Raw genomic sequence first — 16810 nt, forward strand, 5'->3', positions numbered from 1 at the left:
CGGGCCGGGTCCGTGTCCTGCGCGTCGCCCCCGGCGCAGGACAGGACGACGGCGGGCGCGATGTCCCCCGCCTCCGCGGCGGCGGCCAGTTCGCCGATGCCGGGGAAGCGGCGGACCGGTGTGCCGGCTGCGGCCAGTGCCTCGGCCGCGCCGAAGCGGTCGGTGCCCACCAGCGCCCACGCGCCGGTGACGGCCGCGCCCGGGGCGGCCTCGGCCCACTCGACCCCGAACAGCGCGTCGGCCGTTCCCGCGTCCGCGGAGCGCAGTTGCGCGGCCGGCACCGGGCGGGTGATGAGCGACGCGACGGACACCACGGGCTGGCCCGCCGGGTCCGCGGCGGTCACGGCCAGTGCGCCCTGCGCGTCGCGGCGCAGCCGGGCCCGCAGCACCGAGGCGCCGGAGGCGTGCAGTTCGACGCCCGTCCAGGCGAACGGCAGCCGCACCTCGCCCGGTTCGTTCCGGTCCGTGCCCTCGACCAGGGCGGCGGCGTGCAACGCCCCGTCCAGGAGCGCCGGGTGGAGGGCGAAGGCGGCAGCGTCGGCCGCGGCGTCCTCCGGCAGCGCCACCTCGGCGAAGACGTCCGCACCGCGGCGCCACGCGGCCCGAAGGCCCTGGAAGACCGGGCCGTAGCCGTAGGCGTTCTCGCCCGCGGCCTGGTAGAGGCCGGAGACGTCGATCTCGGCGGCGTCCCGCGGCGGCCACACCGCGAAGTCCGCCTCGGCCGCCGCTCCGCCCGTGGCCGGGGCGAGCACACCGGCGGCGTGCTGCGTCCACACCTGCGGCCCGTCGGAGGCGTCGGGGCGGGAGAACACCTCGACCGTCCGGCGGCCCTCGGCGTCCGCCTCGGCGAGCACCACCTGCACCTGCACCCCGCCGTCGGCCGGCAGCACCAGCGGCGCCTGGAGCGTCAGCTCCTCCAGCACCCCGCAGCCCACCTGGTCGCCGGCGCGTACGGCCAACTCCACGAAGCCCGTACCCGGCAGCAGCACGGCCCCGCCGACGGCGTGGTCGGCCAGCCACGGGTGTGTCCGTACCGAGAACCGGCCCGTGCACACCACCCCTGCGCCACCGGCCAGTTCGACGGCCGCGCCGAGCAGCGGGTGGCCCACCGCGCCCAGGCCGAGCGACACCGCGTCCCCGCCGAAGGCGGCCGCGGTCTGCTTCGGCCAGAAGCGCTCGTGCTGGAAGGCGTACGTCGGCAGCTCGACCTGCTGCCCGGCGGGCAGGACGGCACGCCAGTCGACGTCCGCGCCGCGGACGAAGGCCTCGGCCAGCGAGGTCAGCAGGCGTTCGGTGCCGCCGTGGTCGCGGCGCAACGTCGGGCAGACGGCGGCAGGTTCAGCGCCGTGACCGGCCTCCTGGGCCACGTCCTCCAGGGTGTCGTTCATGGCACCCATCAGGACCGGGTGCGGGGTCACCTCGACGAAGAGCTGATGGCCTCGACCCGCCAACGTCCGCACCGCACGGTCGAAATGGACCGTCGCACGGAGACTGCGGAACCAGTAACCGGCGTCCAACTCCTCGCCGGTCAGGGTCTCCCCGGTCATCGCCGACACCATCGGAACCCGGCCCCGACGGGGGTTGATCCCGGCCAGAACGGACGTGATCTCGTCCTCCAGGCGGTCCACCTGCGCCGAGTGGGACGCGTAATCCACCGCCACCATCCGCGCCCGGGCGCCCTCGGCCTCGAACTCCGCCTTCAACTCCTCCAGAGCTGCGGGCTCACCCGACACCACCACCGCCGAAGGCCCATTGACCGCCGCCAGAGCCACGCTCTCCCCGAACCGGACCAACCGCTCCTCGACCTGTTCGGCAGACCGGCTCACCGACAGCATCCCGCCCGCACCCGCCAACACCTTCAACGACCGCGACCGCAACGCCACCACCCGAGCACCGTCCTCCAACGACAGCATCCCCGCCACCGTCGCCGCCGCGATCTCACCCTGCGAGTGACCCACCACCGCCTCGGGGGCGACACCGGCCGCTTCCCAGACCGCGGCCAGCGACACCATCACCGCCCACAGCGCGGGCTGCACCACATCGGCGGCCTCAAGTGCCGGGGCGCCTTCCGCACCCGCCAGCACGTCGTGCAGCGACCACTCCACATACGGCGCCAACGCCGCCGCACACTCCGCAAGACGAGCCGCGAACACCGGCGACACAGCCGCCAGCTCACGCCCCATCCCCACCCACTGCGAACCCTGACCCGCGAACGCGAACACCGGACGGGTGTCCGGACGCGCCACCGCCGAGACCACCGCACCCGACGGCGTACCCGACGCGAGACTCACCAGACCGTTCACCAGGTCGGTCCGGTCACCCCCCACGACCACGGCCCGGTGCTCGAAGGCGGAACGGGTCGCCGCCAACGACCACGCCACGTCCACCGGTTGCAGCTCGGGACGCTCGTCGACCCACTCCCGCAGCCGCTCCGCCTGGCCCGACAGGCCCGCCGCCGAGCGGCCGGACACCAGCCACGCGTGGGCGGTGCCGGGGAGGACCACCGCGCTGCCGGACCAGCCGGCGTCCTCCGGGGCCTCGGGGACCTCGGCTGCCTCGGCGACTGCCGGGGCCTCTTCCAGGATGACGTGCGCGTTGGTGCCGCTCAGGCCGAACGAGGAGACGCCGGCCCGGCGCACCCGGTCGCCGCTGGGCCACGGCACCGGCTCCGCCACCAGCTCCACCGCACCCGCGGACCAGTCCACGTGCGGGGTCGGCTCGTCCACGTGCAACGTGCGCGGCAACTGCTCGTGCTGGAGCGCCAGCACCATCTTGATGATCCCCGCGACGCCCGCCGCGGCCTGCGTGTGGCCGATGTTGGACTTCACCGAACCCAGCCACAGCGGCCGGTCTCCCGCACGCTCCTGCCCGTAGGTCGCCAGCAGCGCCTGCGCCTCGATCGGGTCGCCGAGCTTGGTGCCGGTGCCGTGGGCCTCCACCGCGTCGACGTCGGCCGCCGACAGTCCGGAGGTGGCCAGTGCGGCGCGGATGACGCGCTGCTGCGAGGGGCCGTTGGGGGCGGTCAGGCCGTTGGACGCGCCGTCCTGGTTGACCGCCGAACCGCGCACCACCGCGAGGACCTTGTGGCCGTTGCGCTGGGCGTCCGACAGCCGCTCGACCACGAGCATGCCCGCGCCCTCGGAGAAGCCCATGCCGTCGGCGTCGGCGGAGAACGCCTTGCTGCGGCCGTCCATCGCGAGGCCGCTCTGCTCGCTGAAGCCGATGAAGCCGTCCGGGGTGACCATGATCGTGACACCGCCGACGAGTGCCATCGAGCACTCCCCGGTGCGCAGCGCCTGGGTGGCCATGTGCAGGGCGACGAGCGAGGACGAGCAGGCCGTGTCCACCGTGACCGCGGGGCCCTCCAGGCCGAGCGCGTAGGACACCCGGCCGGACAGCACGCTCGTGGCGTTGCCGGTGATGAGGTGGGCCGCGCCCTCGAAGTCGCCGTCGCGGCCGTAACCGGAGGCGTAGCCGCCGACGAACATGCCGGTGGCGGTGCCCCGCAGCGACATCGGGTCGATGCCCGACCGTTCCAGCGCCTCCCAGGACGTCTCCAGCAGCAGGCGCTGCTGCGGGTCCATCGCCAGCGCCTCACGCGGGCTGATCCCGAAGAACCCGGCGTCGAAGCCGCTGACGTCCTGCACGAAGCCGCCGACGGTGTCGAACTCGGTGCCGTCGGGCGACTCCAGGTGCCAGCCGCGGTCGTCCGGGAAGCCGGAGATGGCGTCACCGCCGGTGGCGAGCAGGTTCCACAGGTCGTCGGGGCCGGCCACGCCGCCGGGGTAGTGGCAGGCCATGCCGACGATCGCGATCAGCTCGTCGGCGGCGATGGTGGCGGGCACCGCGGACTGCGCCGGGGTGTCCTCGGGCCGTGCGCCCAGGAGTTGCTCCGCCAGGTAGCCGGTCAGGGCGGTGGGCGTCGGGTAGTCGAAGAGCAGGGTCGCCGGCAGCCGCAGGCCGGTGGCGGCACTGAGGTCGTTGCGCAGCTCCACCGACGTCAGGGAGTCGAAGCCGAGTTCGCTGAAGGCGCTGCCGGCCTGTACGGCGTCGGGTGTGGTGTGGCCGAGCACCCGGGCGGCCTTGTCCTGCACCAGTGCGGTCAGTGCCCGCCGCTGCTCGGCCCGGGTCAGGCCGGCCAGCCGGTCCGCCAGGTCCCGTTCGGCCGGGGCGGACGGGGCGACGGCCAGCAGCGCGGCGAGCCGCCGCACCTCCGGCAGGTCACGCATGAAGGGCGCGTGCACCAGGTCCGCGGACTCCTGCGGCTCGGCGAGGACGGCCGTCCAGTCGATGTTCATCACCGTCAGTGCGGTGTCGCGGCCGTCCAGTGCCTCGCCCAGGGCCCGGACCGCCAGGTCGGGGTCCATGACCTCTTCCCAGTCGTTGCGGGCGAGCCGCTGCCGCGCGGCCTCGGAGCTCTGCGCCACGCCCGCGGCCCACGGGCCCCAGGCCACGGCGAGCGCGGGCAGGCCGCGGCCGCGCCGGTGCTGGGCGAGGGCGTCCAGGTAGGCGTTGGCGGCACCGTAGTTGGCCTGGCCCGGGGCGCCGGTGGTGGCCACCACGGAGGAGAACAGCACGAAGGCGTCGAGGTCCAGGTCGGCGGTGAGCTCGTCGAGGTGGGCGGCGCCGGCGGCCTTGGCGGCGAGCACCGTCTCCAGCCGCTCGGGCGAGAGGGCGTCGATCACGCCGTCGTCCAGGACCGCGGCGGTGTGCACCACGGTGGACAGCGCGGGGCCGTCCGCCGGGACGCGGCCGAGGAGGGCGGCCAGCTCGGCGCGGTCGGCGGTGTCGCAGGCGAGGACGTCCACGCGGGCGCCGCAGGAGGCCAGCTCGGCCGCCTGCGCCGCGACGCCGGTGGCGCCGGGGCCGGAACGGCTGGTGAGCACGAGCCGTTCGGCGCCGCGGTCGGCGAGCCAGCGTGCCACGTGCCCGCCGAGCGCGCCGGTGCCGCCGGTGATGAGCGCGGTGCCGTCCGCGGGACGCCACCCCTCGCCGGCCGGGGGCTGGGGGGCGTGGGCCAGCCTGCGGCCCATCGTCCCGGCCGCCCGGATCGCGACCTGGTTCTCGTCGGTGCCGGCCAGTACGGCCGCCAGCTGCGCGCCGGTACGGTCGTCGGCCGTCTCCGGCAGGTCGACCAGCCCGCCCCAGCGGTCCGGGTGTTCCAGGGCGGCGATCCGGCCGAAGCCCCAGATCTGCGCCTGGAGCGGGCTGGCCAGGTGCTCGCCGGGGCCGGTCGCGACGGCGCCGCGGGTCAGCAGCCACAGCGGCGCCTCCACTCCGGCGTCGCCCAGCGCCTGGAGCAGGCCCAGCGTGCCGGCGAGGCCGGCGGTCACGGCGGGCTGCCCGGGCAGCGGCGCCTCGTCGAGGCCGAGGAGCGACAGCACCCCGGACAGCGGCTCGGTGCCCGCCGTCGCCCGGCCGACCAGTTCGGCGACGGTGCCGCGCGGTACGGTCCCGGCCGGCACCCGGACCGTCACGGTCTCGGCGCCGCGGGCGGCCAGCGCGGAAGCGGTCCACTCCACGAGTTCGGCGGCGGCGCCGGCGGGGGCGACGAGCAGCCACCGGCCGGTGAGCCACGCGGACCCGGCGGCGGTGACGGGCGACCAGGTCGTCCGGTAGCGCCAACCCGCCGTCTCCGAGCGGCGGCGTTCGCGGCGCCGCCAGGACGCGAGTGCGGGCAGCACGTCATGCAGGTGGCGCTCGTCCTCGATGGACAGCGTCTCCGCGATGCCGGCCAGGTCACCGCCCTCGACAGCCGCCCAGAACCGGGCCTCCGCCTCCGACGACGCACCATCCCCGCCGACGACGGGCGCCGCACCCGCCGACTCCAGCCAGTACCGGCGCCGCTGGAACGCATACGTCGGCAGATCCACCGTCACACCGACCGGTAGCACCCGCCGCCAATCAACGGGCAGCCCGCCGACATGCGCCTGCCCGAGGGACGTGAGCAGCCGCGCCGACCCGGCGTCCTCCCGCTCCAACGTGCCCACCGTCAGGACATCCTCGACCTCCGCGTCCTCCGCCGTCTCCGCGACCGCCGCGGTCAACACCGGATGCGGCGACACCTCCACGAACGCCCCGTACCCGGCAGCCAGCAGGCTCCGCACAGCACCCTCGAACTGCACCGTCCGCCGCAGATTCGCAAACCAGTACCCCGCATCGACCTCCGCGCCGGTGAGCCATTCACCGGTCACCGTCGAGACCATCGGCACCCGACCGGCGCGGGGAGTGATCCCGCTCAACTCGCCGTGCAGTTGCTCCGCCAACGGCTCCACCGCCGGGGAGTGCGCCACGAAATCGGTGGACGGGATGCGCCAGCGCATCGCCCTGCGCGCGGCCAGTTGGCGTTCGAAGTCCGCCAGCGCCTCCGGTTCGCCGGAGACCACGACGGCGGCAGGACCGTTCACGGCAGCCACCGACAGTCGGCCGTCGAAGCCGTCGACCAGTTCCTGCACGGCGGCGGCCGGCATGACCACGGACACCATCGACCCGGCCACCGACAGCCCGGACAGCGCGCGGGAGCGCGCGGCGACCACGAGTGCGGCGTCCTCCAGCGACAGCATGCCCGCCACCGTCGCTGCCGCGATCTCACCCTGCGAGTGGCCGACGACGGCGTCGGGAGTGACCCCCGCCGCTTCCCAGACCGCGGCAAGGGAGACCATCACCGCCCACAGCGCGGGCTGCACGACCTCCGCGGCCTCCAACTCGGGCGCACCCTCCGCACCCATCAGCACGTCACGCAGCGACCACTCCACATGCGGGGCGAGAGCCGTCTCGCACTCCGCCAGACGCGCGGCGAACAACGGGGACGCGCCCAGCAGTTCACGCCCCATCCCGATCCACTGCGTACCCTGACCCGCGAACACGAACGCCGTACGACCAGCCGGGCGGGCCACGCCCGACACCACCGACGGCGCCCTGGTCCCCGCGGCCAGGCACCGCACCCCGTCCACGAACCCGTCCCGGTCCCCGGCGATTACCACCGCACGGTGCTCGAACACCGAACGCGTGGCAGCCAACGACCAGGCCACGTCGGCGGGTTCGGCCTCGGGGCGGGCGGCGGCCCAGGCGTGGAGCCGTTCGGCCTGGGCGGCGAGCCCGTCGGCGGTACGGCCGGACACCAGCCACGCGCCGGCCTCGCCGTCGCCCAGCAGCGCGGGCGCGGCGGGGGCGTCGGCCGCCCCGGGGTCGGAGTCGTGGTCGGGGGCCGGGGCCGGGGCCGGGGCCTCTTCCAGGATGACGTGGACGTTGGTGCCGCTCATGCCGAACGCGGACACGCCGGCCCGGCGCACCCGGTCGCCGCTGGGCCACGGCACCGGCTCCGCCACCAGCTCCACCGCGCCCGCGGACCAGTCCACGTGCGGGGTCGGCTCGTCCACGTGCAACGTGCGCGGCAACTGCTCGTGCTGGAGCGCCAGCACCATCTTGATGATCCCCGCGACGCCCGCCGCGGCCTGGGCGTGGCCGATGTTGGACTTCACCGACCCCAGCCACAGCGGCCGGTCCCCGGGACGCTCCTGGCCGTACGTCGCCAGCAGCGCCTGCGCCTCGATCGGGTCACCCAGGGTGGTCGCGGAGCCGTGGGCCTCGACCACGTCGACATCGGCGGTGGTCAGGCGGGCGTTGGCGAGCGCGGCGCGGATGACGCGCTGCTGGGACGGCCCGTTGGGCGCCGTCAGGCCGTTGGACGCGCCGTCCTGGTTGATCGCCGAACCGCGCACCACCGCGAGGACCTTGTGCCCGTTGCGCTCGGCGTCGGACAGCCGCTCGACCACGAGCATGCCCGCGCCCTCGGAGAAGCCGGAGCCGTCGGCCGAGGCGGCGAAGGAGCGGCAACGGCCGTCCAGCGACACGCCGCCGGCCGTGGCGAAGGCGATGAACACGTCCGGGGTGGCGCTGACCGTGACGCCGCCGGCGAGGGCGAGCGAGCACTCGCCGCTGCGCAGTGCCTGGCAGGCCATGTGCAGGGCGACGAGGGACGAGGAGCACGCGGTGTCGATCGTCACCGCGGGCCCTTCGAGCCCGAAGGTGTAGGACAGGCGGCCGGACAGCACGCTGGTGGCGTTGCCGGTGGCCAGGTGCCCTTCGGCGATGCCGGTGCCTTCCAGCGGCACGTCGTTGGCGTAGCGGGAGGAGTAGCCGCCGACGAACGCGCCGGTCTGGCTGCCGCGTACGGACAAGGGGTCGATGCCGGCCCGTTCGAACGCCTCCCAGGAGGTCTCCAGCAGCAGCCGCTGCTGCGGGTCCATCGCCAGCGCCTCACGCGGGCTGATCCCGAAGAACCCGGCGTCGAAGGAGGCGGCGTCCTGCACGAACCCGCCGACCTGCTCGTACGTCTTGCCGGTGCGCTCGGCCGCCGGGTCCTGGAGCATCTCCAGGTCCCAGCCGCGGTCGCGGGGGAACGGCCCGATGGCGTCCGCGCCGGACGCCAGGAGCTGCCACAGCTCCTCCGGTCCGGCCGCCCCGCCGGGGAAACGGCAGGCCATGCCGACGATGGCGATGGCCTCGTCCGCGACCGGCAGCAGCGCCGCGGGGACGGCCGGGGACGCGGTGGCGGGCAGTTCGCCGGCGAGTTCCGCGCGCAGCATGGCGGCGAGCGCGGCCGGGGTGGGGTGGTCGAAGACCAGCGTGGCCGGCAGCCGCAGCCCGGTCTCCGCCTTCAGCCGGTTCCGCAGCTCGACCGCGATCAGCGAGTCGAAGCCGACGTCGGTGAAGGAGCGGCCGGGGTCGATGGCGGCGGGCGAGGCGTGGCCCAGGACGGCGGCGGTGTGGGCGAGCACCAGCTCCAGCAGCAGCCGGTCGCGTTCGGTGGCGGACACCGACGCCAGCTTCTGGCGCAGCGCGTCGCCGGCGTCGGCTCCGGCTCCGGCGACGGCGGCACCGGTCGACACGGCGGCGCGGCGGGCGGGCGCCCCGCCGGCCAGGGCGCGCCACACCGGCGGCACGTCCGCCCCGGCGCCCATCTGCCCGCGCAGCGCGGCCGCGTCGAGCCGGGCGGGGGTCAGCACCGCTTCGTCGCGGTCCAGCGCCACGTCGAAGACGACCAGTCCCTCGTCGGCGGACAGCGGCACGAAGGCGCGGTCGATGCGGGAGAGCGAGGTGGCATCCAGGTTGCGGCCGATGCCCGCCTCGTGGGCCCACGGGCCGAGCTGCAAGGACATGCCGGCGAGGCCGGCGGCCCTGCGGTGCGCGGCGACGGCGTCGAGGAAGGAGTTCGCGGCCACGTAGTTGCCCTGGCCGGGCGCGCCGAAGGTGACTGCGGCGGAGGAGAACATCACGAACCGCTCGAGGTCCAGGTGGGCCGTCAGTTCGTGGAGGTGCCAGGCCGCGTCGGTCTTCGGCCGCAGCACCGCGGACAGCCGCTCCGGCGTCAGGGTGGTGACCAGGCCGTCGTCCACGACGCCGGCGGCGTGCACCACCGAGCCCAGCGGGTTGCCGTCGGGGATGCCGTCCAGGACGGCGGCCAGCGCGTCCCGGTCGGCGGCGTCGCAGGCGGTGACCCGCGCCCACACGCCGAGTTCGGCGAGTCCGGCGGCGAGCGCGGCCACTCCGGGCGCGGCCGGGCCGGTACGGCTGGTGAGCACCACGCCGCCGGCCCGTCCGGTCGCGACGAGGTGCCGGGCGACCAGACCGCCCAGGGTTCCGGTGCCACCGGTCACCAGCAGCGAGCGCGCGGCGGGGTCGGCCTGCGGCGCGGACGGCCACTCGACCGCCGTGACCGCGCCTTCGGGCCGGGTCAGGCGCCTGCCGAAGCAGGTCCCGTCGCGGAGCGCGATCTCGGGTTCGCCGGTGCCGAGCGCGGCGGGGAGCAGCGCCACCTCGCCGCCGGTGCCGGTGGGAGTGCCGCTGTCGGCAGGGGCGTCGGTGCCGGTGGGGGCGTCGGCGTCCGCGGGGAGGTCGGCCAGCAGTATCCGGCCGGGGTTCTCGGCCTGCGCCGAGCGCAGCAGGCCGCGTACGGCCGCTCCGGCCAGGTCCGCCAGCTGCTCGCCGGCGGCCGTGTCGACGGCGCCGCGGGTGACGAGCACCAACTGCGTGTCCTCCAGCCGGGGTTCGGCCAGCCAGTCCTGGAGGAAGCGGAGTGCGGCGCCGCCGGAGTCGCGTACCGCGGCGGGGAACTCCGCCCCCGCGGCACCGGTGCCCGTGCCGAACAGGGCGTCGGCGCAGACCAGGACGGTACGGAGGTCGGCCGGGCCGGCCTCGGCGGCCGCGGCCAGCTCGGCGAGGCTGTCGAAGGCGGTCAGCGCCACTCCGGCGGCGGCCAGACCGTCGGCCAGCCGGCAGGTGTCGGCGCCGAGCAGCGCCCACGCGCCGGCCGGGGCCTCGCCCGCGCTGACCGCGGTCCACTTCGGTACGAACAGCGAGTCGCCCAACTCGTTCTTCCCGGCGTGCAGTTGGTCCACCGGGATGGGGCGCCGCACCAGCGACTCGACCGACACCACGGGGGCGCCGGTGGTGTCCGCGGCCGTCATCGCGATGGTGCCCTGGGCGTCCTGCCGCAGCTTCACCCGCAGCGCCGAGGCACCGCCCGCGTGCAGTTCCACGCCGGACCACGCGAACGGCATGGTGGCCTCGCCCGGCCCGTCCGCGGCAGAGCCGTCCGCGAGGACGGACACGTGCAGCGCCGCGTCGAGCAGCGCGGGGTGCAGGCCGAACGCGGCCGCATCCTGGGCCATTTCCTCGGGGAGTGCCACCTCGGCGAAGAGGTCCTGCCCGCGCCGCCAGGCCGCCCGCAGACCCTGGAAGGCGGGGCCGTAGACCTCCGCGAGGCGTACGGGGTAGACGTCCGAGACGTCCACCGGTGCGGCGTTGCGCGGCGGCCAGGCCGCGAGGTCGGGATCGGGCGTCCCAAGCGCCTCGCCGGGGGCGAGGGCACCGCTCGCGTGCAGGGTCCACGGCTGCTGTGCGGCCGCGCCCTCCGGACGGGAGAACACCTCGACCGCGCGGTGGCCCTCGCCTCCGGGCGCTGCCACCACGACCTGGACCTGGATGCCGCTGCCGTCGGCGGGCAGCACCAGCGGCGCCTGGAGCGTCAGTTCGTCCAGGACACCGCAGCCGACCTGGTCGCCGGCGCGTACGGCCAGCTCCACGAAGCCGGTGCCGGGCAGCAGCACCATGCCGCCCACGGCGTGGTCGGCCAGCCAGGCGTGCGTGTGCAGGGACAGCCGGCCCATGCACACCACCCCTGCGCCACCGGCGAGTTCGACGGCCGCGCCGAGCAGCGGGTGGCCCACGGCGCCCAGACCCAGCGACAGCGCGTCGCCGCCTGTCTTGGCGCCGAGCCCGCCGAGGACGCCCTTCGGCCAGAACCGCTCGTGCCGGAAGGCGTAGGTGGGCAGTTCCACCTGCTGCCCGGCGGGCAGGACGGCCGTCCAGTCCACCGGGGCGCCGTGGACGTACGCTTCGGCCAGCGACGTCAGCACCCGCGCCGCACCACCGTCGTCCCGGCGCAACGTCCCACACAGCGCACCCGGCACCGCACCCGGACCCGCCTCCTGAGCAACCTCCTCCAACGACTCCGTCATCGCACCCAGCAACACCGGATGCGGCGACACCTCCACGAAGACCCGCTGACCCTCACCCGCCAGAATCCGCACCGCACGGTCGAAGTGCACCGTCGCCCGAAGACTCCGGAACCAGTAGCCGGCGTCCAACTCCTCACCGGTCAGCGTCTCCCCGGTCATCGCGGACACCATCGGAACCCGGCCCCGACGAGGGTTGATGCCCGCCAGAAGGGACGTGATCTCGCCCTCCAGGCGGTCCACCTGCGCCGAGTGGGAGGCGTAATCCACCGCCACCATCCGCGCCCGGGTGCCCTCGGCCTCGAACTCCGCCTTCAACTCCTCCAGAGCTGCGGGTTCACCGGACACCACCACCGCGGACGGACCGTTGACGGCCGCCAGTGCCACGGTGTCCCCGAACCGGGCCAAGCGCTCCTCGACCTCGCCCGCGGACCGGCTCACCGACAGCATCCCGCCCGCACCCGCCAACACCTTCAACGACTGCGACCGCAACGCCACCACACGGGCGCCATCCTCCAACGACAGCATCCCCGCGACCGTCGCCGCCGCGATCTCACCCTGCGAGTGACCCACCACCGCCTCGGGCGCGACACCGGCCGCCTCCCACACCGCGGCCAGCGACACCATCACCGCCCACAGCGCGGGCTGCACCACGTCAGCCGCCTCAAGTGCCGGGGCGCCTTCCGCACCCGCCAGCACATCATGCAGCGACCACTCCACATACGGCGCCAACGCCGCCGCACACTCCGCCAACCGAGCCGCGAACACCGGAGACACCGACGCCAGTTCACGCCCCATCCCCACCCACTGCGAACCCTGACCCGGGAAGACGAACACCGGACGCCCCACGGCACGCGCCGTACCCGACACCACCGCACCCGACGGCACACCCGCCGCCAAACTCTCCAACCCGCCCACCAACGCGGCCCGATCACCACCGACCACCACCGCCCGGTGCTCGAAAGCCGAACGCGTCGCCGCCAACGACCACGCCACGTCAGAGGGTTGCAGCTCGGGGCGCTCGTCGACCCACTCCCGCAACCGCCCGGCCTGCGCCACCAGCGCCTCCGCGGACCGGCCCGACACCAGCCACGCACCGGCGTCGTCGCCGGTCACCACCCCTGCCGCCGGCGCGGCCGGGTCGGCCGCCATGCCGTCCGACTGCTCGGCGGCGTCCGGCGCGGCGGGGGCCTCCTCCAGGATGATGTGGGCGTTGGTGCCGCTCATGCCGAACGCCGAGACACCGGCCCGGCGCACCCGGCCGTCGGACTGCCAGGGCCTGGCCTCGGTCAGCAGCCGGATGTCGCCCGCCGTCCAGTCGACGTGCGAGGACGGCTCGTCGGCGTGCAGCGTCTGCGGCAACTGCTCGTGCTGGAGCGCCAGCACCATTTTGATCACGCCGGCGACACCGGCCGCGGCCTGCGTGTGGCCGATGTGGGACTTGACGGAGCCCAGCCACAGCGGCCGCCCCTCGGGACGCTCCTGCCCGTAAGTGGCCAGCAGCGCCTGCGCCTCGATCGGGTCACCCAGCGTCGTACCGGTGCCGTGCGCCTCCACCACGTCCACGTCGGCGGCGGTCAGGCGGGCGTTGGCCAGGGCGGCGCGGATCACCCGCTGCTGCGACGGGCCGTTGGGGGCGGTCAGGCCGTTGGACGCGCCGTCCTGGTTGATCGCGGAGCCGCGCAGCACGGCGAGGACCTCGTGGCCGTTGCGTTGCGCGTCCGACAGCCGCTCCACGACCAGCATGCCGGCGCCCTCGGCCCAGCCGGTGCCATCCGCGTCCTCCGAGAACGCGCGGCACCGCCCGTCCATGGACAGCCCCTGCTGCCGGGAGAAGTCGATGAAGGTACCCGGGTGCGTCATCACCGTGGCGCCACCGGCGAGCGCCAGCGTGCACTCGCCGGAGCGCAGCGCCTGCGCGGCCATGTGCAGCGCCACGAGCGACGAGGAGCACGCCGTGTCCACGGTGACGGCCGGGCCCTCCAGACCCAGTACGTAGGACACCCGGCCGGACAGCACGCTGGTCGCGTTGCCGGTCAGGACGTGCCCTTCGGAGCCGGACTCGTCGCCCGCCATGGACAGACCGATCCCGTACCCGGAGGCGAACCCGCCGGCGAACACACCGGTGGCGCTCTCCCGCAGGGTCGCCGGGTCGATCCCGGCGCGCTCCAGCGCCTCCCAGGACGTCTCCAGCAGCAGCCGCTGCTGCGGGTCCATCGCCAACGCCTCACGCGGACTGATCCCGAAGAAGTCGGCATCGAAGTCGGCCGCGTCGCGCAGGAACGCGCCCTGGGCGACGTACGAGGTGCCCTCGCGTTCGCCGTCGGGGTCGTAGAGGCTCTCCAGGTCCCAGCCGCGGTCGGTCGGGAAGGCGCCCACGGCGTCCTGGCCGGAGCCGAGCAGCCGCCAGAACTCCTCCGGGCTCCCGGCGCCGCCGGGGAAGCGGCAGGCCATGCCGACGACGGCGATGGGCTCGTCGGCGGGCAGCACCACGCCGGTGGTCGCCGGGGCCGCGGCGTCCGCCTGCCCGCCGGTCAGCTCGCCGCGCAGGAAGGCGGCCAGTGCCATCGGGGTGGGGTAGTCGAAGACCAGGGTGGACGGCAGCCGCAGGCCGGTGGCGGCGTTGAGGCGGTTGCGCAGCTCGACGGCGGTCAGCGAGTCGAAGCCGAGGTCCTTGAAGGCGCGCCGCTCCTCCACCGCGGCGGCCGAGGCGTACTGGAGGACGGTCGCCACCTCGCCGCGCACCACCTCCGTGAGGAGGCGCTCCTGCTCGGGACGGCCCAGCCCGGCCAGCCGCTGCGCCAGCGCCCCTTGCGGGCGGGCCGCGGTGGCCGTGAACTCCCCGGCGGCGGTCAGGCGCCGCACCTCGGGCAGGTCGCGCATCACCGGGCGGGTCAGGGTCTCCGCGGCGGCGGAACCGGACGCCAACTGCGCCCAGTCCACGTCCATCACGGTCACCGCGGCATCCCGGCCCTGGAGCGCCTCGCCGAGGGCGCGGGCGGCCAGCCGCGGGTCCATCGCGGGCATCGGGCCGCGCTTGACCCGTGCCTCCACAGTGCTGCTGGACTCGGCCATGCCGCCACCGGCCCACGCACCCCACGCCACGGTGAGAGCGGCAAACCCGCGGGAGCGGCGGTGCTCCGCCAGCGCGTCCAAGTACGCGTTGGCGGCCGCGTAGTTGCCCTGGCCCGGGGCACCCAGCGTGGAGGCGATCGAGGAGAACAGCACGAAAGCGTCGAGATCGCGGTCGGCGGTCAACTCGTCGAGCAGGGCGGCCCCTTGAGCCTTCACCCGCAGCACCGTCTCCAGGCGGGACGCGTCGAGGCGGTCCAGCACGCCGTCGTCCAGGACGGCGGCGGTGTGCAGTACGGACGCGAGCCGCGGGCCGGTCGCGTCGATCCGGTCCAACAGGGCGGCCAGCGGGGCCCGTTCGGCCACGTCACACGCGACGACCTCCACCGCGGCGCCGGCCTGCGCCAGTTCGGCGGCGAGGGCGGCGACACCCTGCGCCGAAGCGCCCGAACGGCTGGTCAGCACCAGCCGCTCGGCACCGCGGCCGGCCAGCCAGCGCGCGACGTGCCCGGCGATCGCACCCGTGCCGCCGGTGATCAGCGTGGCGCCGAGGGGCGCCGGGTCCGGGGCACCCTGGACCTGCGCGGCGCGTCCCAGGCGCCGGCCCAGGACGCCGGCCGTACGGATGGCCACCTCGTTCTCGTCACAACCGGCCAGCACCCCGGCCAGCCGCACACCCGCCCGATCACCCAACTCCACCGGCAGGTCCACCAACCCACCCCACCGCTCCGGATGCTCCATACCGACCACCCGACCCAGACCCCACACCTGCGCCTGCACCGGACGGGCCAGCACCTCACCCGGACCAGCCGCGACCGCACCGGAGGTGGCGAGCCACAACGGTGCCTCAATCCCGGCGTCACCGAGGCCCTGCACCAGGGCCAGCGTCGCCGCCAGACCGGCAGTCACCGCCGGGAACTCCGCCAACGGCGCCTCGTCCAACGCCAACAGCGACAGCACCCCGGCGACCTCCGCCGAACCAGCCATCTCGCCCAGCAGCGCCGCCAGTTCGGCACGCTCCACGACCCCGGACGGCACCTCGACCACCACGGCCTCGGCACCGCGGGCCGCCAGCGCGTCCGCGCACCGCTGCCGCACCTCGCCCTCAACGCCGGCCGGCACTACCACCAGCCACGTACCCGACAACACCGCCGCATCGGGCTCCGAGACAGCCGTCCACGAGGTGCGGTAACGCCAGTTCGCCGTCAGCGAGCGGTCCAACTCGCGACGCCGCCACGACGCCAACGCCGGCAGGAGCGTACGAAGCTGCTCTTCGTCCTCCACCGCCAAGGTGTCGGCGACCTGCGCAAGGTCGCCCTCCTCCACGGCCGCCCAGAACTGCACCTCGGCCGGGGTGCTCGCGCCGTCCCCGCCGGCGGCCGCCGGGGGCCCGAGGCGCAACACGCCCTCAGGCCAGAACCGCTGGTGGCGGAAGGCATACGTCGGCAGCTCCACCGCCTCGCCCTGCGGAAGCACCCGCTTCCAGTCCACCGGAGCACCCTCGACGAACGCCCGGGCCAGGCCCGTCGCGAGGTCGGTCACGCCCTCATCGGTACGACGCTGGAGCGGCACGAACGCCGGCTCCACACCCTCCACGACGGCCACCGCATCCGGACCGAGAGAAGACAACGAACCGTCCGGACCGACCTCCAGGAAGACCGACACCCCTTCCCTGGCAAGAGACGCGACGGCGTCGGCGAAACGCACCGCCTGCCGCACCTGCCCAGGCCAGTAACCAGCCTCCGGCTCCGACACCAACTCACCCGTCAGAGCACCCGCCCACATCACCTCCGGACGACTGAACCTCATCCCATCGGCGACCGCTTCAAGCTCCGCCAACACCGGGTCCATCGCCGGCGAGTGGAACGCATGCGACACCCGCAACGGACGCACCCGATGCCCGCGCTCCCGCCACAACTCCACCAGCGCGTCCACCGCTTCCACCACACCCGACACCACGACCGAATCCGGACCGTTCACCGCGGCCACCGCGACCTCACCGGTCACCTCGGCGAAGGAAGCGACAACCTCCGCCTCCGGCGCCTTGATCGACGCCATCGCCCCACCCGACGGCAACTCCTGCATCAACCGCGCCCGCACCGCCACCAACTTCGCCGCGTCCGGCAGCGACAACACCCCAGCGACGTACGCGGCAGCCACCTCACCCACCGAGTGACCCACCACCGCATCCGGCCGCACCCCCGCAGCCTCCAGCACCG

General features: G+C 74.9%; 1 protein-coding gene. It reads right to left on the reverse strand.

Translation table 11 applies throughout. The annotated features are described in order from the left end of the window. A partial coding sequence (locus AC3ERT_RS35660; protein WP_488180758.1) for a type I polyketide synthase occupies window positions 1–16760 on the reverse strand: 16760 nt, incomplete at its 3' end. Window positions 16761–16810: the final 50 nt, after the last annotated feature.

The organism is Actinacidiphila sp. bgisy145, from assembly GCF_057708125.1.